This is a genomic window from Flavobacterium album, assembly GCF_003096035.1.
In the GTDB taxonomy this organism is placed as follows: Bacteria; Bacteroidota; Bacteroidia; order Flavobacteriales; family Flavobacteriaceae; genus Flavobacterium; species Flavobacterium album.
Window position 1 is genome coordinate 689,170 of record NZ_CP029186.1, and the last position, 22,459, is coordinate 711,628.

At 46.0% G+C, this 22,459-nt stretch carries 18 protein-coding genes; 4 read left to right on the top strand and 14 right to left on the bottom strand.

The features are described 5' to 3' along the window. The 5 genes from HYN59_RS03105 to HYN59_RS03125 form a co-directional block, all read right to left on the bottom strand. Window positions 1-528, bottom strand: coding sequence for an ankyrin repeat domain-containing protein (locus tag HYN59_RS03105; RefSeq protein ID WP_108776871.1), 528 nt, complete (start codon window positions 526-528; stop codon window positions 1-3). Window positions 529-531: 3 nt separating this feature from the next. Continuing rightward, window positions 532-1,080: a YceI family protein gene (locus HYN59_RS03110; protein ID WP_108776872.1), complete on the bottom strand. Its 549-nt coding sequence runs from the start codon at window positions 1,078-1,080 to the stop codon at window positions 532-534. Between the two features lie 70 nt (window positions 1,081-1,150). Beyond that, entirely contained in the window at window positions 1,151-1,516 is a 366-nt protein-coding gene (locus HYN59_RS03115) for a hypothetical protein (protein ID WP_108776873.1), read from the bottom strand. 1 nt (window position 1,517) lies between these two features. Further along, window positions 1,518-2,360 (bottom strand): DUF5777 family beta-barrel protein, encoded by an 843-nt coding sequence (locus tag HYN59_RS03120; RefSeq protein WP_108776874.1) that lies wholly within the window; start codon window positions 2,358-2,360, stop codon window positions 1,518-1,520. 17 nt (window positions 2,361-2,377) lie between these two features. Then, entirely contained in the window at window positions 2,378-2,770 is a 393-nt protein-coding gene (locus HYN59_RS03125) for an OB-fold protein (protein ID WP_108776875.1), read from the bottom strand. 316 nt (window positions 2,771-3,086) lie between these two features. Here HYN59_RS03125 and HYN59_RS03130 point away from each other — a divergent pair, with 316 nt between their 5' ends. Continuing rightward, window positions 3,087-5,276 (top strand): Ig-like domain-containing protein, encoded by a 2,190-nt coding sequence (locus HYN59_RS03130; RefSeq protein ID WP_146185847.1) that lies wholly within the window; start codon window positions 3,087-3,089, stop codon window positions 5,274-5,276. A gap of 246 nt (window positions 5,277-5,522) precedes the next feature. Here the strand turns inward: HYN59_RS03130 and HYN59_RS03135 are convergent, their stop codons facing one another. From HYN59_RS03135 to HYN59_RS03145, 3 genes are all read right to left on the bottom strand, one after another. Next, window positions 5,523-5,930 (bottom strand): SRPBCC family protein, encoded by a 408-nt coding sequence (locus HYN59_RS03135; protein WP_108776877.1) that lies wholly within the window; start codon window positions 5,928-5,930, stop codon window positions 5,523-5,525. A gap of 165 nt (window positions 5,931-6,095) precedes the next feature. After that, on the bottom strand, window positions 6,096-6,599 hold the full coding sequence (locus HYN59_RS03140) for an SRPBCC family protein (RefSeq protein ID WP_108776878.1): 504 nt from the start codon (window positions 6,597-6,599) through the stop codon (window positions 6,096-6,098). Further along, window positions 6,596-6,916, bottom strand: a complete 321-nt coding sequence (locus HYN59_RS03145) for an ArsR/SmtB family transcription factor (RefSeq protein WP_108776879.1) — start codon at window positions 6,914-6,916, stop codon at window positions 6,596-6,598. The genes HYN59_RS03140 and HYN59_RS03145 overlap by 4 nt, the downstream gene beginning before the upstream one ends. A 146-nt stretch (window positions 6,917-7,062) precedes the next feature. Between HYN59_RS03145 and HYN59_RS03150 the strand changes: the two genes are divergently transcribed. Then, window positions 7,063-7,326 carry a hypothetical protein gene (locus HYN59_RS03150; protein ID WP_108776880.1) on the top strand — a complete coding sequence of 88 codons (264 nt, stop codon included), beginning with the start codon at window positions 7,063-7,065 and terminating at the stop codon, window positions 7,324-7,326. Between the two features lie 43 nt (window positions 7,327-7,369). Here the strand turns inward: HYN59_RS03150 and rlmF are convergent, their stop codons facing one another. From rlmF to HYN59_RS03170, 4 genes are all read right to left on the bottom strand, one after another. Continuing rightward, window positions 7,370-8,329 carry a 23S rRNA (adenine(1618)-N(6))-methyltransferase RlmF gene (gene rlmF / locus HYN59_RS03155; protein ID WP_108776881.1) on the bottom strand — a complete coding sequence of 320 codons (960 nt, stop codon included), beginning with the start codon at window positions 8,327-8,329 and terminating at the stop codon, window positions 7,370-7,372. Between the two features lie 143 nt (window positions 8,330-8,472). Continuing rightward, on the bottom strand, window positions 8,473-10,341 hold the full coding sequence (locus tag HYN59_RS03160) for an OmpA family protein (protein WP_108776882.1): 1,869 nt from the start codon (window positions 10,339-10,341) through the stop codon (window positions 8,473-8,475). A gap of 21 nt (window positions 10,342-10,362) precedes the next feature. After that, window positions 10,363-11,304: a PorP/SprF family type IX secretion system membrane protein gene (locus tag HYN59_RS03165; RefSeq protein WP_108776883.1), complete on the bottom strand. Its 942-nt coding sequence runs from the start codon at window positions 11,302-11,304 to the stop codon at window positions 10,363-10,365. Between the two features lie 75 nt (window positions 11,305-11,379). Continuing rightward, window positions 11,380-18,339 carry a choice-of-anchor L domain-containing protein gene (locus HYN59_RS03170; protein ID WP_108776884.1) on the bottom strand — a complete coding sequence of 2,320 codons (6,960 nt, stop codon included), beginning with the start codon at window positions 18,337-18,339 and terminating at the stop codon, window positions 11,380-11,382. 219 nt (window positions 18,340-18,558) lie between these two features. Between HYN59_RS03170 and HYN59_RS03175 the strand changes: the two genes are divergently transcribed. Then, entirely contained in the window at window positions 18,559-19,311 is a 753-nt protein-coding gene (locus HYN59_RS03175; protein WP_108776885.1) for a UDP-2,3-diacylglucosamine diphosphatase, read from the top strand. Next, on the top strand, window positions 19,308-20,081 hold the full coding sequence (locus HYN59_RS03180) for a hypothetical protein (RefSeq protein WP_108776886.1): 774 nt from the start codon (window positions 19,308-19,310) through the stop codon (window positions 20,079-20,081). Before HYN59_RS03175 ends, HYN59_RS03180 begins: the two co-directional genes overlap by 4 nt. On the opposite strand, the gene HYN59_RS03185 is transcribed toward HYN59_RS03180, so the two are convergent. After that, on the bottom strand, window positions 20,078-20,431 hold the full coding sequence (locus tag HYN59_RS03185) for a hypothetical protein (protein WP_108776887.1): 354 nt from the start codon (window positions 20,429-20,431) through the stop codon (window positions 20,078-20,080). The two genes, HYN59_RS03180 and HYN59_RS03185, sit on opposite strands and share 4 nt — an antisense overlap. A 194-nt stretch (window positions 20,432-20,625) precedes the next feature. Beyond that, entirely contained in the window at window positions 20,626-22,323 is a 1,698-nt protein-coding gene (gene recJ / locus HYN59_RS03190; RefSeq protein ID WP_108776888.1) for a single-stranded-DNA-specific exonuclease RecJ, read from the bottom strand. Between the last annotated feature and the right edge of the window lie 136 nt (window positions 22,324-22,459).

Sequence of the window (22,459 nt, forward strand, 5' to 3'; positions counted from 1 at the left end):
TTAGTTTTTTAAAAGGTTAATGACTTCCTGGTTTTTGGTGAAAACCGCATAATCGTATGGGGTTTTGCCTTCTTTATCGGTTTGTTTTTTATCTGCCTTGTGCTTAAGCAGCAGCTTCATGAATTCAATATTTTCAAATTCAGTAGCATAGATGAGCGGGGTTATCCCGGTTGGGTCGGCAATATTCGGGTTAGCCCCTTTTTCGAGCAATGCTTTTGCCAGCCTCACGTTGCCTTTTACGGCCACCGCAGCAAGGGCAGTCCCACTGGAGCTGTCGTAGTCTACATTCTTTACATTTTTAATGAGGAATTCCGCCACCTCGTTGTTGCCGCGGTAGCAGGCAAGGATAAGCGGTGTAAAGCCCATCGGGTTTACCGCATTGATGGTGTCTTTTTTTATCGCCATAAGCGCTTTCATTTCTTCTACCGTTCCACGGCGGGCGGTATCGAATACATCCATCTTGGGGGCAGCCTGTGCATTGCAAAATACAGAGGCCAGCAGCGTGATAAGTACTATTAGTTTTTTCATGTGTTATTTGGTTAAGGAAAGGTTGTATGTGATCGTTACTTTTTCGGCTACTTTCTTGCTTACCATCTTTGGCACTTCAATGCCAAAATCGGCAGGCTTCACCTGGAAGTCGCCTGTGATAATGATGTTACTGCCGGATATGGAGACCTTGGCTGTATCGGTAATCTTTTTTGTTTTCCCGTGCATGGTAAGGTCGCCCGAGATATTGAATGTTCTTGGTTCCGATGTCAGCTTTGCCACATCCAGACCTTCTATTTTCCCTTTGAATGTCGCTTTCGGATATTTGTCGGTTTCGGCATAGCTTTCGTTGAAGTGTTCTTCCATCAGCGCCACCTTGAAACGGAAGCCTTTCATCAGCGCCAGTACCGCAATGTCACCATTGGATGCATCCAAAGCCGCCGAAGTACTTTTATTCTCTGCGGCAACTTCTTCAAAAGAAGGCACTGATGCTTCAAACTTCAGTACTCCCGCCCTTGTGCTGTATTTCTGCCCGTAGAACAATGCGGGGGTAAGTATTAGAAACAGAAAAAATAGGTGTTGTAACTTTTTCATTGTGTGTTATTCTTGATTTTCATTATTTAAAACCTACAAGGTTTTGAAACCTCGCAGGTTGGGAACTGTATCAATTCTCCGGTAGCCCATCCGCATTCCATTGCAGTATCAGGTTTATCTTGTCCTGCGGCATCCTGCCCGTTTGCGGCATTACGCCCGGCTCGCCATTCTGGCGCTGTATCCTTTGGAGCAGGTTGGTATTCTGTACTGCATCCTTAAGCTCGTTATACGTGCCTAATGGCCTGAACTCCGAAACACCTCCCGAGCCATGGCAACTAAGGCAGTTGGCCGCAATTATCGGCTGTATGTACTGCTGGTAAGTAACCGGGCCTTCTATTACCTGGTTGTCCTGCAGGTCTTCATACGTATTCGATTCACAGCTGTACAAACCCATTATAAGCAATGAAGCCGCTATATATTTTTTTATCCTTTTCATATTAAAAAACCCTGTATAAGTTAAACCCGAAAAAGAAATCGCCTTTACCCCAATCGCCCGACGCATGGGTGATGTAGCCGCTTTCGGTCATTGCCTGCGAATTGGTAAACAGCAGCTGGAAAATATGCCCGCCGGTCTCCACATCCAGTCCTACAGAGAGCGGGTTACTGTAAAAATCGGGCTTGTCGAAATTATATACATATTCCACGTTGAGCGACAGCCTTTTGGTCAGCTTTACCCTTCCGCCGGAACCTAACGAGAACTGGTTCTCATTCTCAACAGTTGGCTCATACAGGTTTTTGTGAATGAACGACGGCACCAGCTCAAACGAAAGCCTGTCCGAAAATTTCCTTGAAACAATTACCTGGCTGATATACGAAAGCCTGTCGGAAAAGCCGAGCTTCGGGTAATCCTTTTCGCTAAGTAAACTGTTCATATCGATAGTATTGTAGCCTACCACATCAACTGGAAAATTGTCACTCTGCCTTGCCACCCTGTATTTTAGGCCGGCTTCATACACCTTCAGCATCGTATGCCTTGACGCACTTACAGAAAGCCAGTCGGTAATGCCGTAAATCCCGCCAATTTTCGTGGTAGCCATATCAAAACCGAAAAACTCCGATATCCCACCCTTTACGGTTCCGAAACGGTGTGAGACCACAAAATAAAATTCCTTTTTGGCAGGCATTTTGGTAGTTTGAAGCGTTACCACCTGCAGTCCCTTGAAGACGGCGGTGGCGTAATTGTTTTCTACGCGCGTAGAGTCGAGCTCTGTAAGCAGGTCGTCTTGTGCATTGGCTGCCACACTGCCCAGCAGGCACACGGCAAGTAAAAGTATTCTCATCTTGGTTGGTAATATATTTATTCTTTGATCGTGCACTGGTCCAGCTTGACTTCGCCGAAAAGCTCATCGTAACCGATGCACCTTCCTTTTATGGTTACTGCCTTACCTGTGCTTTTTTTTTTGGGCAGCATGTCAAAGCCGCAAACCACAACAGAATCTATTGTGGCAACAGAATCTGAAACACCGGTTACTTTTCCCTTCACTTCAATAGTTTTATTCAGGTATTTTTGGTCGGCTGCCATTGCATCTTTTTTATACTCGCCTACCAACTTGCCTGCTTCCAGCGTACTGGCAGCCTCTTCGCTGCTGATATCCCTCGCATCTTTATACAGGTAGCCTTTGTAAAACCCTGCGGCCCCAAGGGCTATCACCAGGACTGCCGCAACTATTATTATTGTTTTTTTACGCATCGTCAAAGCATTGATAAGATGAGAACCCACGATTAATTTTAACAAAACTATTGAAGATAGCGAAGCCACAACTAAAATAATGATGGATGGGATTTTCTATTTAGAATTTGAAAGCCCTGAATGAGAATTTGATTAATGGATATAAAAGCAGTACAAGCACTGTATCTATAAAAATAGTCTATCAGGGAAGTAGGGTATTTGATTATTAAGATGTTGTAGTTATTTATGTTGCCTATATTAAGAAATAGTTTGCGAATTGCATGCTGCTTTTTATAAAAATGCAATAAAAACAATTATCAATTTAATCCAACCAATTATGCAAAAAAAATTACATCGCCGGCCATTTTTGGGCCGAATTAGCCACAGGCTTTTTTTATTGATTACCCTGCTTACTTTTACGGCAGGAATGAATGCCCAGATAACCTCTTTCCCATGGACGGAAACATTCAACAGCGACTCCCCCACACGCGCCAGCTGGACCCAGATTTATGAGCTGAACAACATGTCGTGGACGTTTACCCAGGATGCTACTACAGGAAGTTACAGCCTTGACCCTTATGACGGTGATTTTGCTAATTTCCCAGGCGACTCGCATAACTTCGATACTACAAAACTCGTGAGCCCAGTGCTGAACCTTACCAATATGAGCAATGTAACGCTGAACTTTGTTTACGTAAACCCATTGTGGAGCCCTGACCAAAACTGGCTGACCATTTATTACCGTACTTCCGCCGCAGATGCGTGGGTGCAATTGCAGGAATACCACAACGATGTAACCACCTGGACACCATCAGGAAGCATCAGCCTTCCCAATCCCTCTGCTACGTACCAGATAGCTATAGAATGTAAAACTGACTATGGCTATTCTACATTGGTAGACCAGGTTGTTGTTAACGGAACGGCAGGCGGTGTAAATGTTGCCAGCGTAGATGTAACAACGCAAGGAGGCGTACCTGCAACTATTACCACAGCAGGAGGTACATTGCCGCTAACGGCTACGGTAAACCCGTCAGGCGCTAACCAGGCCGTAACATGGTCGGTAGTAAGCGGCCCCGCTACAGTAAATACTTCGGGCGTTGTGACCGCCACCGGCAACGGCACAGTAACTGTAAGGGCAACCTCTGTAGGCGACCCGACAATATTCGATGATATCGTCATTACTATAAATGCCCCGGTTGCCGTTACCGGAATTATGATAGCAACACAAGGCGGTGTACCTGCAGAGATCACGACTGCAGGCGGCACATTACAGCTGACCGCAATAGTTAGCCCCGCAGGCGCCAACCAAGATGTAACATGGTCGGTAGTAAACGGATCGGCTTTTGGTTCTGTAAGCGCTACGGGGGTAGTTACCGCCATAGCGAACGGAACGGTCACAATAAGGGCTACATCGGTTGCCGACCCGACTGTATTTGATGATATCGCTATCACCATAAACATTCCTGTAGCTGTTACAGATGTTGTGATATCTACCCAGGGAAATGTTCCTGCTGAGATTACAACCGCAGGCGGCACACTCCAGCTTGAAGCTACTGTAAACCCTTCGGATGCCAGCCAGGACGTAACATGGTCGGTTGTAGCAGGGAGTGCTTTCGCTTCGGTGAACGCTTCGGGTGTTGTAACGGCAATTGCCGATGGTATTGTTACTATCCAGGCCACTTCGGTTGCGGACCCAACCAAGACCGACATACTTGATATTTTGATCGATACCGTGACACCTGTTACCGGTGTAGTGATCACTACCGAAGGCGATGTCCCAGCCGAAATTACAACAGGAGGCGGGACGCTACAGCTGGAAGCTACCGTAAACCCATCGGGCGCCAGCCAAGAAGTGACATGGTCGGTGGTAGCAGGCGGCGCTTTCGCTTCGGTAAGCGCATCAGGCGTTGTTACGGCAATTGCCGATGGCATTGTTACCATTCAGGCTACATCGGTTGCCGACCCGACTAAGACAGACATTATCGACGTTGTGATCAACACCGTAATACCTGTAGAAAGCGTAGAGGCAGGTACCGAAGGCGATGTCCCCGCAACAATCACTACAGCAGGCGGTACCTTACAGTTGGTAGCTGTAGTGAACCCATTGGGTGCTGACCAGGCAGTGACATGGTCAATAGTAAGCGGATCCGATTTTGCCACGTTGAGTGAAGACGGCCTGGTGACTGCCAACGCCGACGGAACGATTGTGATCCGGGTAACTTCGGTTAGCGACCCTACCAAATTCGACGATATCACCATAACCATATCAGGAAACCTTGGTACAGGCGACTTCAGCATCAACAGCGTAAAGGTGTATCCTAACCCTGTTACCGATGTAGTGCATATCACTGCCGCGGACGCGATAAAAACAGTTGAGATATACAACATGCTTGGCCAACAGATGGGTGCCAAAGCAATGAACGGTAATCAGGGCCAGATTGATATGGGATCATTCGCTTCAGGCAATTACATATTGAAAATAAACACTGAGAATGCTTCAAAAACGGTTAAGATCGTAAAGGAATAATACCATTTATGTATATAGAATAGTCCAATCCATTTAAACCTACAAGGTTAAAAAAAACCTTGCAGGTTGAGAACGTAATCATAGTTTATTGATTTCCTGCAAGGTCTTTAAGACCTTGCAGGTATAACTAAAAAAACTTTGGGCTATTTTATAGTTATAATTGGCATAAGAGATTCGTTTATTATAAATAGTAAACCCGCGGCCTTAAATAAGCTGCGGGTTTTGTTTTATTGATACGGTAAAGACTTAATGGCTCTCCGTATACTTCTTAAAGTTATTCAGTATCATCTGCCAGCCCTGTTTCTGGAACTCTTCCGGATGCTCGTTCTCGGCATCGAAAACCACGGTAACTCTCGTTTCCTCTCCAAGATCGGCAAAGGTAACGGTGCACGACCTGCCACCGAACGAGTAGGTGAATTTTTCCTTAGGTACCACTTCATCATAAACAGCCTCAAAGTCGAAACCAAAACTACCGTCCTTCGCTTCCATGCGGGCTTTGTAGGTTCCGCCCACCCTCATGTCGTTCTCAGCACTGGGGCACTGCCAGTCGTCTGCCGCGAAATTCCATTTGGTAATGTGCTCCGGATTGATATAATACTCCCAAACCTTGTTCCTGTCTGCGGCAATAGTTGCCTCAACCGTTATTTTTCCCATAATTTTTAGTATTAGTTATTTAGCATTACAAAGAAATGACAAACCTTTTTAAATAAAAGGGTGGATTAAAGTCAAAATAGAGGGGGATTTTTAGCCAATAATGGAACGCGGATGACGCGGATTTTGGCAGATTTACACGGATTTCCCTCCAGTGGGCTATCAGCCTTATTTCTTCCAATTTTCGAATAGTTCGTCAAGGCTGTTCAGTGTCATCGTGAATCCTTCTTTGAAGCCCATCTGGATCATCATTTCGAGATCGGCCAGTTTTTCATGCGTGATTTGGATCTCAACTGTGGTTGTATCGCCATTATCAAAAAAATCAAGGTTCCATTCAGATGTCGGCATGCCTTCGGCCAGGTTCCCATCTTCATCGCTAAAGGTATTCAGCTGCTTGAAATTCGTTTTTGGCGTGATAGAAGTATAATCCTGTACGCCCCAGTGCTTCTGCCCTTCCGGACTAACCATGGCATACAGCCTGCGGCCTCCTTCTTTAAAGTCCATCGACTTGGTTTCAGACTTCCACGGTTTTGGCGCCCACCACTGGTCCAGTAGCTCTTGTTTTGTAAAAACATCCCACACCAAAGCGCGTTCTGCGGCGAAATCCCTTGTTACATGTACTGTGTTTGTTTCCTTGTTTACAGTAAAATCGAAATTTAGATTGCTGTTCATGATTTATTGTTTTTAAGTTTAGCTAATACATCGTCGAGCTGGCTGAAACGGCTTTCCCAGATTTTACGGAATTGCCCAAGCCATTTATCAATTTCTTTCATTTTATCTATTTCAAGCTGGTAATAAATTTCCCTCCCTTTTTGCTCCTGCTTTATAATGTCGCACTCGGCAAGTATTTTCAGGTGTTTGGATACTGCCTGCCTCGTGGTGTCAAAATGCTCGGCAAGGGCATTGGGCGTCATGGCCTGCGCCGATATGAGCACCAGAATAGCCCTACGTGTAGGGTCGGCTATTGCCTGGAAAATATCTCTTCTCATAAGTTCATTTCAAATTATGCAATCATTCAGTTGCAAATATATACGCAATTATTTGGTTGCGCAAGTTTTTTGATAATTAATTTTATCTGGGCTTAATTCGTTCATATCTTTAGCATTGAGTTGAATGATTACTTAAAAAATATTGTATGGATTTTATTTTTATAGACCGAGCTACTAAGAGATTTCAAACTTTTACTGGGGATAAAGAAAGAGCAGAACATATCAAAAAGAAAACAGCGCAATTGCAAGTAGTGTATCCAAATTTTGAAATATATTATAATTTCAATAATCCTCCTGAAGAAGAGTTAGGAAGTGATTGGACACAAAACCAAGATATATATGATATAGCAATATTTAATTTCAACCAACTTGGAGGTGAAATATTAAGCGCCTGGAATCCCAATAGATAGTTTTACAAAGTTAAGTAAAACTGTTATTCAGTTAAAAGCTTTATCATTTCCACGTCGTTCCTCTCCACGCTTTCTGTTCTTCTTTATTGAGGAAGCTCCAGGCAACAATGCGGGTCGATTTGTTTCCGGTTCCCATCGGAATAGTTTTGATTTGTACAGCCCTGCTTTCTTCCAATGCTTTGTAGATTCCTTTCAGGTTGGATTGTTTGGATACCAGCGTTGTAAACCAAAAGCAGTTTTTGGCGACATCCCTGCTTTCGATGATCATATTATGTATAAACTGGTACTCCCCGCCTTCGTAAATGAGTTCGTTGCTGATCCCTGCAAAATTAAGCTCAGGTGTTTTCTCTTTTTTGCCTGAGAGGTTCTTTACTTTTCGCTGCGTGCCTTTTTGGGCATCGGCAGCGGAAGAATGGAAGGGTGGGTTACACAGCGTTACATCAATCTTTTCATCGGCACCAACTATGTTCCTGAAAATAAATTTAGTGTTGGTTTGCAGCCTGCATTCCACTTTGCCTATTAGTAATTCATTAGCATTCACAATGGCCTGCGCCGATGCTATTGACTTTGCATCAACATCCGACCCTATAAAGTTCCAGCTATACTCTACAATCCCTAATATCGGATAGATGCAGTTTGCGCCCAATCCGATATCAAGACATGTGATATTGTTCCCTTCGGGCATCCTGCCAAAATTGCTTTCCTTAAGCAGGTCGGCTATATAATGGATGTAGTCGGCCCTGCCGGGTATTGGCGGCGTTAGATTTCCGTTGGGAAAATCCCAGTGCTTTATTTCGTAGTAATGGTTCAGCAGTGCTTTGTTCAGGAGTTTCACTGCAACAGGATCTGAAAAATCCACTGAGGCATCGCCAAATTTATTGGGTTTTACATACGTATTCAATCCCGGTGTACACGCAATTAAGGCATCCAGATCGTAGCGCTCCCTGTTCCTGTTCCGGGGATGGAGTGTTGTTTTTTCCTTTTGGTTATTTTCTGGAGGCATAGTATATTTTGTTGGCACAATTTACGCAATCCGGCTGACATACCCTATGGCAAAAGGCGCAACATCACTGCTTGGTTTTGTCCAACTAAAAAAGCGGTCCCTTCCGGAACCGCTTTTAAGGGTATTGATTGGTTTGTTGAGTACTATTTCTTTACGATAATGAACTCAGAACGGCGGTTTTGTGCATGCTGCTCTTCTGTGCAGTTAGCACCGCAGTCCACCTTAGGCTGGCTCTCGCCATAGCCTTCGCCCGAGATGCGCGCCTTGGCTATGCCTTTGGAGATCACATACTGTACCGTAGATTTCGCCCTGCGGTTAGACAGCGCCATGTTGTATTTGTCACTGCCGCGGTTATCGGTATGCGATTTTACCATGATTACAAGCTCAGGGTATTTTTTCATTGTCTCTACTAAGTTATCCAGTACAAAAGCGCCTTCTTTGGTGATGTTGCTCTTGTTGAATTCAAAGAAGACATCGTCAAGCACGATCACCGGCTGGTCCGGAACTACAACGATCGGATCAAGGTCAAGGTTTACGTTAGCCTGCGGCCCTTTGCCTGCAGGTACCTTGGCTGTGCCGTTGCTGTATTTTTCCATGCTGCCCTGAAGCCCGTAAGCCCTGTTGCAATCTACAGTGTAGGTTACCATACCTTTGGCATCGGCTGTCCTGGTCTCGATCACGTTGTTCTTCTCGTCAAGTATCGCCACTTTGGCTCCCGGAAGCGCCTGAAGCGTCTTTTTGTCCCTTACCTGTACGATGGCTTCTACCGCGCATAATGGTGTCGCGCTGTAGATCTTGTCAAAGCCGTCACGGTTTGAGGAGAAGAAACCAATATTGTTCTTGGTGTTGAAGGTAAAGGCGAAGTCATCTTTAGGGCCGTTTACAGGGGCTCCTACGTTGATGGCATCGGTGCCTTTGTTAAGGTCGATCATGAACACGTCTAATGATCCGAAGCCTTTGTGGCCATCGGAGGAGAAGTACAGCTTGTTGTCATCGGTGATGAACGGGAAGCTTTCCCTTCCTGTGGTGTTCACTTTTGGCCCAAGGTTTACCGGCTCGCCGTAGCTGTCGCCGTTCACTTCTACTTTCCAGATGTCGTTGCCTCCCATAGTGCCTTCCCTGTCGGAAGAAAAGTACAATGTCTTACCGTCCTTGCTGATGGCAGGGTTGCCTGTCGACCACATTTTATTGTTGAACGGTACCGGTTCGATATCGCCCCATTTGCCGTTTACTTTTTTTGCCCTGAAAAGCCATACCTGGCCAAGCTTCAGGTTGTTTTCCCTGTCCCTCTCGTACTCTTTGCGCTCCTTGAAGCTCTCGCTCGAGAAGTACATCGTGTTGCCGTCGGCGGTTACAGAGGCCGGGCCGTCATGGTAGCGGCTGTTCACCTCAGGAAGCAATGCCGGCTCGCTGTAGGTACCGTTGGCATTGTAGGTTGCCGTGTACATATCAAGGAATGGCTCTTCGCTCCATCCGTAGTTCCTGCGTGAGGTATTCCTCGCGCTGGTAAAGTACAGCGTGTTGTCATCCGAAAGCACTGCCCCGAAGGAGCCGTATTTCTTATCGTTGATGTCAAGCACTTTCTCATCGAACAGCTTGGCCTGGTTCCTTAATTTAGGAAGGTAGTTCGGGTCTTTCTTAAATTCTACTGCCCTTGTATCACCAGGGGCCATCGATGCAAATTTCTGCATCTGTGCGTTGGCCTCTTCGTACTTGCCTTCTGCCTTGAGCATCTGGGCATAGCGCCAGTAGATCTCGGCATCGGTGCTGCCTTCTATGGCTTTAGGGTACCATTTTACCGCTTCCTTGCTGTTGAATACATTGTAGTAGCTGTCGGCTATCTGGGCGTATACGTAAGGGTCTTTCTTGTCCAGCTTTTCGTAAGCTTTTGCCGCGTCCACGTACTCATAGCGTGCGTAGAGCTTGTCGGCTGCCTCAAGGTCCTTGTTATCCTGTGCCGTTACTGCCATGGTGGCGAGCATAAAACTAAGTGTAATATATATTTTCTTCATTTTTCTTATGTCGCTTTTAGGTTAGAAATAACGTGGGGAACGGGATACTTTCTTCGGGAAGTTCACATCAAACAACAGCATGATCTCGTGCGAGGCAGGAGTCGATACTTTAAGGTCTGATACGATGTGGTCGTAGGCATAGCCGATCCTGAGGTTAGGGGTAATGGCATAGTTCACCATCCCGCCGTAAGAATCGTCAAGGCGGTAGGTTGCGCCTATCTCAAATTTGTTGAAGAACAAAAAGTTCAGTGAGCCGTCGATCGATGGGTCTACCCCAAAGGCCGACTTGATCATAAACGTTGGCTTCATCTTCAAATTGTCGGTAAGGTCAAATACATAACCTCCCGTTAAGAAGTAATGCGATACTTCCGATCCGAACTGGTAGGCAGTACCCTGGCCGTTTGGCCTCACTTCAAGGTGCTTGCTCTTGAGCATGTTCGGCACCGAGAAGGCAAGGTAGTATTTCTGGGTATAGTAGAAAACACCTGTACCGATGTTCAGGTAGGTATTGTTAACGTTCTCCTGGAAGGCAGGGTCACCCGGGTCCGGCACATAGCCGTTGCCGATATCGTCATAAAGGCCTACATTGTGCATGGTGGCACCGGCTTTTAAGCCCAGGGCAAGCCTGTGCTCGCCGCCTAATTTAAGGGTGTAGGAGAAGTCGGCATAAACGTTGGTTTCCTGCACAGGGCCAATCTGGTCGACGATGGCCGATAAGCCAAGGCCCACATTCTTGCCAACAGGGCTGTGGCCCGAAAAGGTGCCCGTGCTCGGGGAGTCCTGGATATCTACCCACTGCTTGCGGTACAATAACCCAAAGGCAAGGTTTTCCTTCGAGCCCGCATAAGCAGGGTTGATCACGTTCATGTTGTACATGTACTGCGTGTAGTGCGGATCCTGCTGGGCGCTCGCATCCAGCAGTCCTCCAAGAGCTAATAATGCTGCAAGGTAAAATTTCTTCATGTGTGTTTCTCTAAATTTAGGTTAGTGGTAAAGGACACATCCCCCCGCCGGGGCGGGGGGATCATCCAGTACTCTTTAATTTTGCCTGTTTATATAAACCCAGCCGGTCCTGCTTTCGCCGTTAGAACGCTCAATCATATAGAAGTACGTTCCTGTCGGAAGCTCCTCGCCGCCTTTACCCTGACCTTCCCATTGGTTAGTGTATCCATTGCCACGGCCGTAAACTTCCTGCCCGTAACGGTTAAAGATGCTGATTTTCCTTACATCAAGAGCCGTCAGGTCAAAGTTGTCATTCTTACCGTCATGGTTTGGCGATATACCACGCTGCACATCACAACTAGTATCAACCACATTTATTTCGCCTTCTATAGGGCAGGCAGCATCCCCGTTAGGTGTAACCGTTACGTGATATACACCACCGCGTGAGATAACAAGCTCAGAAGACGATCCTAAAGAAGCACCGCCTGCATCGGTCCATGCAAATGATACGTTGTCAGGGCTGTATACTTCATCAGTGAAAATAGCCTCAAGAACATATACATTATCATCGTTACAGCCTTCTGTAATAGCGATAACAGGTGTTGGTATTATCGTTACCATAAAGCTGTTCTCGTCGGTACAGTTTGGTGTAGTGCCGCTCTGTGCATACACATAGATCATTTGTGAATCTTCGATAGTACTTCCTACCGCAAGTGCCGTACCTGTTCCTCCAGGGCCTGTGTAGTAGTTTCCTACTCCAAGTGACGGAAGCACATAGCTGTCGCACACTGCCACATCACCCGGTGCATCGGCAACAGGGCTTGGATTGATTGTTACCGTAAAGGTATCTTCATCCGTACAGTTTGGTGTAGAGCCGCTTTGTGCATATACATATATTGTCTGGCTGCTGGTGATAGCCTCACCTGCGTTAAGCATTGTTCCTGTTCCGCCTGCAGCTGTGTAGTAGTTACCTACAGTAAGCGCAGGAAGCGTATAGCTGTCGCATGCAGACTGGTTGCCCGGCGTTACCACTACAGGGCTTGGCACTATTGTTACAGTGAATACATTATCGTCTGTACAGTTTGGCGTAGTGCCGCTTGTAGTAAACACGTGGATGTCCTGTGTGCCTGTAATCACTTCACCTGCACTAAGCATGGTTCCTGTTCCGTCAGCACCTGTGTAGTAGTTATTGTTTGCGCTAAGTGCAGGAAGCACATAGCTGTCGCATGCAGTAACATTATCCGGAGCATCAGCTTCCGGTGTCGGTGTTATCGTTACCACAAAGCTTTCTTCACCTGTACAGTTTGGTGTAGAGCCGCTTTCTACGTATACATAGATTGTTTGCGTAGTTGTCACAACATCACCTGCATTTAGCATCGTTCCTGTACCTCCGGCAGCAGTAAAGTAGTTACCCGCAGTAAGTGCAGGAAGCATATAGCTGTCGCATGAGGATACATCTCCAGGAGTTACCGCTACAGGGCTTGGTACGATAGTCACGGTGAACACATTATCATCCGTACAGCTCGGTGTTGTTCCGCTTACAGCCAAAATGTGGATGTCCTGTGTTTCAGTAATCACATCTCCTGCGTTAAGCATAGTCCCGGCTCCGTCAGCCTCTGTATAATAGTTATTGTTAGCGCTAAGGGCAGGAAGCACATAGCTGTCACAAGATGTAACATTTTCAGGAGCATCAGCTTCCGGTGTCGGTATAATTGTCACCGTAGTAGTACCTGTTGCAGTACATCCTGTATTGTCTATGGTCACCGCATACTCACCAGCTTCAGTAACTGTTATGGTATTGGTTGTGCCCGCAAAAGGAGCGCCATCTTTTGTCCATGTAAATGTTACATTCGCATCGTCATAGTTAGAGCCATCAACAGTTATAGTACCTGATGTGCCTTCGCACAATGCGAATTCCGGTGTAATAACGAATTCCGGCGTATTGTCCTGAACAGTTATCGTGAACGATTTCACACCATAACAATCGGTAAGGTTATTGTATATCCTTGCATAGATTGTCTGCTCATACTGTACAGTATTTGTATATGCCGTAACGTCGGATACGATCGGCTGCTGGCCATTATCTGCAAATTCCTGTGTTGTGTGGTAGGTTACCGTATAGTCACCTGTAATACCGTCAAGAATCACTGCCGTGTTTTGAGAAAGGTCAAACTCACCAAAACCGCTTGCATTACATGCTGTAAGGTTTTCAGGCGCGTTCACTATATCTGCTACCGGATCATAGAATTCTACAACCACAGTACCTTCTGTAGCACAGGTAGAGCCAATGAAAGTAGCTTCTACTTTATACGTACCTTCTTCAGTTACCAAGTATGATGTACCTGTAGCACCAGCTATTACAACATCGTCTTTATACCATACAAATTCAAAGTTATCCGGATCAAGCCCTGTTTCCAGAAGCCTGGTACCGCCTGCACAAACCGCGTTACCGTCTGCCTCAAGCGATGGCTCACCCAGTTCTGGCGTACCAATGTTAAAGCTGCCTGCCTGAAGGAATACCGCAGAGTTAAAGTTGTGGTCGGTTGCATTGGCAATAACCAGCTTGATGTTATACGAATGGTTCGGTATTACCGGAGACGTAGCCGTCATGATAACCGTTTGCCCGTTGTAATTGATAGGGTCAAAAGCGGTATCGTTATACTGCCCGAAATAAGCCTCATTTATAGCATCACAAATTCCGTTATCCGGGTGAATGTTAGTTACCTGGATTGGTATTGTCGTACTTGGCAATACTGCAAGGTTTGTAGATACACCGGTAGATAAGTCTGTCAATATAAAGGCAAAAGAGTCAGAATATATACATTCGAAACTTCCCTGATCATATTCTTCAGATGCAAAAAGGAAGTTGAAGTTAAGCTCATCGATAAGCGTCACGAAGTCGAAAGATATCCAGCTGGCATCATTACTGTTACCTGCAGGCAATCCTACAATGTCCTCAAGATCTGAATCGCCATCCCATCCAGGGAAGTTACCGGTTCCTCCAGGGAAATTGTTCGGGCCCGGCGCTGTATTAGCGTCACCTGATACAAGAACGATACCGTCAGTCATTGGGAAGCTCGATCCGTTTTGGGTAAAGTAAGCAATACCGTTTACTCCAATGGATTCACCAGTTCCGGACTGAACGTTGGTAATCTGTGCACATTCAGACCCTATAAGTACATCCTGAACCAATTCTTCTATAGTATACTGATCTGTTGATACTGCGATTGGCGGCGGAGGCGTATTGATACAGATTTCAAAGCTTGTGATATCTGTAGGATCGCTAAGGAATGTAGTATATACCCTTACATAATAGGTAGCGCCTATGGTTAATCCCGAAACGGTTTCGCTATCGTCGCCGCAAGCTATCTGGTTTAGGGTACCACAGTCTGCGCCTTCGTATATTACCGTCTGGAAGAATGCCCCAACCTGGTTATTGATATTTACAGCATGTGTAGTTGCCGTTGCAACGAACGAGTACCAAACATCATATTCTATGTCCATCCACGTTACACATGACTGGTCCTGTGACGAACCTGTAGCACCTGTAACGGTACCGGTAGCAAATACGTCACAATCTATACCGCTGTTCACATCTACTTCGGTTGCGCTGTCGCAATCGTCGTTCGCAATCAGTGTTGTAAAGGTTATTGGGCCGGACCAGGTACTGTTACCGTCAGTGCCGCCACAAATAGCCCTTACATAATAATCATATGATGTACCTGATGTAAAGTCATCACCTGTTACGGTTTCAGTAGCATTAAAAGGCATAGTGGTTGTTGCCACACCCGTATCTGTAGCCAGTGGCGCCGGATCATTCAGAGGCACTACATAAACTTCCCAGTTTGTTGCAGAGCCCATCTCTGTCCAATGCAGCATTGCTTCCGTAAGGCCAAGGCCGTCTACAAATAGGTTTTGCGGCTTAGGACACGGCGGAGGCGTACAGTCGGCCACACCTGTAAATATTGTCGTACCCGGAGTACCCTCGCCAAAATCCTTAACATAAATATCTTCGGCAAAAGGTGTATATACCGTAAGTCCCACCTGCTCTTCTTCCCATGGGAAACCGTCAGTGTTCCATACGATCTCGATAGGCTCGTTCGGGCATAAAGGAACTTGTACTGTCATGGTTTCCATACCCCAGTCGAAATCCTGCCCAATTGTTGCTACAGGTATACCGCCCTGGAAAATAGACATGGTAAAGTTACCCCATCCGCTGCTAAACTCATCGCGAAGCTCAAAAACATAGTTACATTGGTCTGCAGCGTCACAAACCATGCTGTGCAGGTCATAAGGGCCTGCCCAGTCGCTTGATGTAGATGCATCGCATATAAGCCTTACATAAAACTCGTAGTTGGTTGCAGGAGTCGGCAAGGCAACCTCAAACGGGTTTGTATTTGCCATTACACCTGTAGAAGATGCTGTTGGTGCGGGGTCTCCCTCAGGCACCACAAATACTTCCCAGTTTCCTGTTGCCGGGCCATCCCAGCCCACCATGGCAGAATCAATAGTATAATCGCTTGATGTAAGCCCTGTTGGCGCAATACATGCCGGCGCAGAACAGTCGATGCCAGTTGCAGTAAAGAGCATAGTATTAGGAGAGCCCGTTCCTGATGGCTTAGTAAATATTGTCTGCCCAAAGTTATTAACGATAGATACGCCTACTTCGGTAGACCAGTTGCCTCCTGCGTTCCAGAAAAGCTCAACCGGCTGGTTGGTACATAACGGGAAGCTTACTGTTTGGCTCGAACCGGTTGAAAGGCTTATTACACCTACTGTAGCGCCGCCTTGTGAAACAGTCATACTGTTGCCATTCCAGCCATCGCCGAAAGAGTCGGTCATTACAAAATTGTAAACACACTGCTCTGAAAGCGGACAAACGGCCGTAGTGAATGCAAATGGCCCTGCCCATGCACTATTGGTTGAACTATCACAAACAACCCTTACATAAAAAACATAGTTAGTGCCTGCTGTAAGGCCTGTTGTTACGTTTACAGGGTTTGTTGTTGTATTAACACCCGTTGTAGATGATGTTGGGCCAGGGCTTCCCGCAGGCACGACAAAATAATCCCAGTTACCAGTTGCAGGACCCGCCCACCCTAGTGATACGGAATCTGTAGAGATATTGGTAACCGCAAGTCCTGTAGGAGGCAAACATGCCGGGGTAAGACAGTTAACCATGCCTGTATATACGGTAGTGTTTGTTGTACCTGTTCCCGGCGGCTTGGTGAAGATAACCTGTCCGAAGTTGTTTTGGATAGCTACCCCTACCTCCTGGGTAAAGTTGCCTCCGTTGTTCCAGAAAAGGGTTAGCGGAATGCCGTTACATACCGGTACCGTTACCGTAACCGGGCCAGCCCCTCCTGTAAATGTAGAACCGATGGTTGCCAACGGTATACCGTTTTGGGAAACGGTCATTGTATTGCCGTTCCATCCGTCGCCGAATGAATCGGTCATTATAAATGTGTATGCACATTGTTCCGAAGCCTCACAAAGCGTGGTGTTGAAAAAGTATGGCCCGGCCCATGCACTGAACGTACCGTTACCGCAATCTGCCCTTACATAATATTCATAAGCAGTAGAAGAAGCCAAAGGTGTACCGTCAAATTCTGCAGTAACATGGAAATTAGTATTGATAGAAGCTGTAAGCCCGGCACCCGAAGGTATGCCGTCGCCCGGATCCTGCACTACTACCTGCCACGAGGTAGCGCTGCCTGGGTTAGTCCAGGAAAGGTCGGCAGAACTTAATCCAATATTCGTAGTAGGAAGGCCTACCGGCTTAAGGCAGTTTACCTGCTGGATCGTCAGTGTATAAGGAGTTGTCTGAGGATCAGCCCATGTTGATATAACAAAGTAATAAGTTTGCCCTGCCGTTACTGAGAATGTAGGTATCGATAGCGGTGCCGCATCGAAGCCTGTTGTAGCGCCACCGGCACAGTTTACCCCCACGTTAGCACAGCTGGTGTATACAAATATACCCGAATAAGCCCCATTGCCTGTAACATCTATACTTATGATGCCGTTTGCCGGAGCCGTATACGAATAGAACACGTCATTACCGTTAAGGTAGTTGTTCGTACTTCCGCAGCCCGATGCGCCAGGGCTGCCGTTTATGTTGTCTGCATAGTTACTTGTATTATCCGTATCCGAATAAGGAAGCGAAGCTATATTTATAGGAGCGCCACAACCTTCGCCAAGCGCCACCGTACTGAAGTTTACAGGGCCTACCCAGTTACCGGTATTGCCATCGCCACAGTTGGCCCTCACATAAAACTTGTAATCGGTATTTTCAGTAAGCGGGTTACCGGCGCTATCCGTTGTAGCAACATAAGGAGAGTTACCCGAATATGGGATACCTACACCTGTAGGAGCGCCCAATGCAGGAACAATATCAATGAACCACGATGTCGCAACACCCGTGTTAGTCCAGCTAAGCGTAGCCTGGTTAAGGCCAACCGCCGAAACTGCCAGGTTTGTAGGATCAAGACACTGCTGTACTACCATAACGTTATCTACAAGCCAGCGGTCGCCGTTATCTCCATTCATTACAAAAGCAAGGTATACCTGCTGGCCAACTGCCGATGCAGGTAAGTTTACCACTTTTTCAAGATAATCCGTCTGGAAAGGATCCGGGTTAAGCGTTAGCTCCGTCCAGGCCTGTACTTCTGTATAAGAAGCCGGGTCTAAAGGCGTAGTACCTGTATGCATCATGATCCTGTAGGTATTGCCATCATCCCCCAGCTGGGTAAGCCTTGACTGGAAACGCAACTGGGCATTGGTCTGCCCTAAAAACGGCTTTGTTATCAGCCAGTCTTCTGCAGTTCCCGTAGAAACGTTTTCCTTTTGGATGTAGGCAGCATGGCCCGTACCTCCAAAGGCAGGCGTAATTACACTGTGGGTAGCCACAGTCCATTGCTGGCTCGGACCGGCAACGTTTTTTTGCTGCCAGCCGGTGGGCAATGCGTTTCCGTTGCTCTCAAAAGTCTCCAGTGCGAGCTGCGAATAGCCACACCACGAGAGCAACGACATGAAAAATAATAGGGTAATTTTTTTCATAGAATTATATTTAGTAGTTTATGTTTAATTCTCGAAAATAAACAAAAAATTTAACTTATAACTTTCCGTGTTACATATAATTCATAAAATACTTAAAAAAAACAAAATTTATTTCATTTGTTATGAATATAAAAGCAAACTCTGCATTTCTTCGGGGTAACACAATAAATTCATTTATTTAAGTTTGTCTTCATATCTTTGGATGGACTGAATTGTACAATGGAAAAAAGGACTAAAATATATTTCGCTTCAGACCAGCATTTTGGAGCCCCTACTGCAGAAAAAAGCTTCCCTCGCGAACAAAAATTCGTAGCATGGCTGGATGAAATTAAAAAAGATGCCCAGGCTTTATTCCTTTTGGGCGACCTTTTTGATTTTTGGTTCGAATACAAAACGGTTGTGCCCCGCGGATTCATTAGGGTGCTGGGCAAGCTGGCCGAACTTCGCGACAGCGGCATCGAGATACATTTTTTTATAGGCAACCACGACCTGTGGATGGACGACTATTTTGAAAAAGAACTCAATATACCGGTACACCACAGGCCAAAAGAATTCCTCTTTAATAATAAGGTGTTCTTTATAGGGCATGGCGACGGCCTTGGACCCGGCGATAAAGGTTACAAAAGGATGAAGAAGGTGTTTACCAATCCGTTCTCGAAATGGCTTTTCCGGTGGCTGCACCCCGACCTGGGCGTAAAGCTGGCACAATACCTTTCGGTCAAAAACAAGCTGATATCCGGTGAGGCCGATGTAAAATTCCTTGGGGAGGATAACGAATGGCTGGTACTCTATTCCAAAAGGAAGCTGGAAACAAAGCACTATGACTACTTCGTGTTCGGTCACCGCCACCTGCCGATGATCATTAAGGTCGGTGAAAATTCCTCATATATCAACCTTGGTGACTGGATAGGGTATTTTACTTATGGTGTTTTTGATGGTGAGGCATTTGAGTTGGTGGAGTACAAGCAATGAAAAAACTCAGCAAAGACGATTTCCTCAATCTTCGCAGAAATCCCGAAATAATTCCCGGAATACATAATTACTGTGACCGTTGGTGCGAAAAATGCCCAAAGACAAGTCACTGCTCTGTTTTTATTACCGAAGAAGCTTTCAACGAAATAAACAGCAAAGAGCCTGATGCCTCAGAAAACCCGTTTGCATTAATGGAAAATATGTTCGAAATAACCCAATCGCTAATAGAGGACATGGCTGAAAAGCACGTCTTCGATCTTTCGGGTATTACTGAAGATGTTTCAGTGCAGGCCGAAAATGAATTTGAACAAGCCCGCAACCATCCGCTATCCAGAAAAGGAAATGATTATTTTAAAGCTGTAGATGTCTTACTCAAAGGGAATGGCAACTATTTTGCAGAAACCGCCGAAAGGCAGCTGATGATTTTTGGTGAAAGGGAAGAAAGTAAATTACTTACTCTTAAAGAAAGCTTTGAAACCATACGATGGTATTGCACCCTCCTGGCTGCAAAACTGCACCGGGCCATGGGCACATACCTTGACGATGATATTGATGAAGAGTTTACACGGGACGAATTATTCGGGACACTCAAGGTATCATTTATCGCTACTCAGCGTTCTATGGTAGCGTGGGCAAAAGTATTGGAGTATTTTCCGGATAAGGAAGATACTATACTGCCGTTGCTCGTAACCCTTGAACAAATATATAAAACGATCATTATAACGTTTCCGCAGACGATAACATACAAGAGGCCTGGTCTCGACGATTAATTCCTGCCAACTCCATTTAAATAATCAGATAACGCTATTATAAAGAGCGTGCCTTCCATAAGGTCTTTTATCTGGAACAACTCGTCTTCCGACACGGCAAGGTCAACTTCATTCAGAGGCGTTTTCAACAAGAATTTATGGCATTTGCCCCTGAGACTGCAACTGCCGCAGTCGAGTTTTCTGCAGGCATTATCTATAATATGATTAAATTCCTGTATCTCTTCTACCGAAAAATAGAACCCTGTTTCTTTAAATACGATCTGCACTCTGTCTTTTAGCACCACATTGTTTTTCTTCCAATGAAATGCCACACCAAAATCGTTGTGATAGATCTGCTCAATTTCCCTCATACTGCCGGTTTTGAGCAAAAATAATTATTTATTTAAAATGATTCTAAATTAAGGTGAATTATTTTCATGATAACAGATGGAATATATTTATGGCATCTTGACTGCGCTCGATGTGACAACGTAAATCAACAATATAAACGCATATAACATTAAGTACGGTTGTCAGTTCGAGCGCAGTCGAGAACATATTAGGTTTATTCTTCACATCTTATGTCTCTTAGCCTTAGCTGCAAACTCACCTCGCTATTCCACAGATTTTCATCAATGGAATAAGCGGCATCGAAGAAATCGCCTCCGCAGGCCAGGTCCATTTTGGAAGCAAGGCCAAAGCCTATCGCCGCAAAACCTTCCGACTCCCCCTGCCTTACATAAAGCCTCAGGTGACTCTCATCGCTGCCAATGGGTTTGCCAAAGCCCGTGTCTTTTAAATTACGGCTTAAAAATACAGGGGTCATATTGCCCGGCCCAAAAGGCTCGAACTGTTTTAAAAGGCGGTGAAATTTCGGCGTGATATCCGCCAATGTTATTTCGGCATCGATGCTTATCTCAGGAATCAGTAATGCCGGGTCTATCGTTTCGGATACAACGGCTTCGAATTTCTCCCTGAAATGCGGGTACTGATCTTCCAGCAGTGTGAGCCCCGCAGCATACATGTGCCCGCCGAATTGCTCCAGATGATCGGCACAGGCTTCGAGCGCATTGTAAATGTCAAAATCTTTTACCGACCGTGCCGAAGCCGCCAGTTTATCGCCGCTTTTGGTGAATACAAGTGTCGGGCGGTAATATGTTTCGGTAAGGCGCGATGCCACTATACCGATAACCCCCTTGTGCCAGTTTTCGTGAAAAACCACGGTGGTAAATTTATCGTGGTCGTTATTCGCTTCTATCTGCATGAGGGCTTCTTGTGTTATCTGCTTGTCAAGGTCTTTGCGGTCGGCATTCAGCACCTCTATCTGGGCGGCAAATCCCTCCGCCTGCTCCAGATTGAATTCCGTCAGCAGCTCTACTGCATAATTTCCGTGCTTAATCCTCCCTGCGGCATTGATGCGGGGTGCAATCACAAACACCACATCGCTGATGGTGAGCACCTGCCTTTTTAAATTCTGTATGAGCGCCTTTATGCCCGGCCTTGGGTTACTGTTAATAACATCCAGCCCGAATTTTGCCAGCACACGGTTCTCCCCTGTTATGGGCACGATGTCGGCGGCGATGGCTGTGGCTACCAGGTCGAGATACGGAATAAGGTCGTTTATTGTCTGCCCTCTCCTTTTTCCCAGGGCCTGGATGAGTTTAAAGCCTACGCCACACCCGCACAGTTCGTCGTAAGGATAATAGCAGTCTTCCCGCTTGGGGTCGAGCACCGCAATGGCAGCAGGCAGCTCATCTCCCGGGCGGTGGTGGTCGCAGATGATGAAGTCGATACCTTTTTCATTGGCGTAGGCGACTTTGTCAATGGACTTAATGCCGCAGTCGAGCGCGATGATAAGCGTACAGCCATTGTCATCTGCATAGTCGATGCCTGCGAACGAAACGCCGTAGCCTTCTTTATAACGGTCGGGTATATAAGTATCCACATTGGGATAAAACGACTTTAGATACGATGAGACCAAGGAAACCGCCGTAGTGCCATCTACATCATAATCGCCAAAGACAAGTATATTTTCATTATTAATGATTGCCGACTCAATACGCGCTACGGCCTTGTCCATATCTTTCATAAGATACGGGTCGTGCAGGTCGTTCAATGAAGGCCGGAAAAAGCTCCGCGCCTGCTCATAGGTCTCCACCCCGCGTTGTACAAGCAGCGATGCAACTACTTTATCGATACCCAGGGCATCGGTAAGGTGGTTTATTTTTTCGGGAGACGGTTGAGGTTTGAGGTTCCAGCGCATTGGTGAAAATTGAACCTCAAAATTACTATATTAAATCCAATTATCAACTGACCGGAATTTCCTGGCACTACTATTAAATTATTGTTATTCTGTAATTATTTACTATTCAAAAAATGCCGGCATGCAAAATTTGATA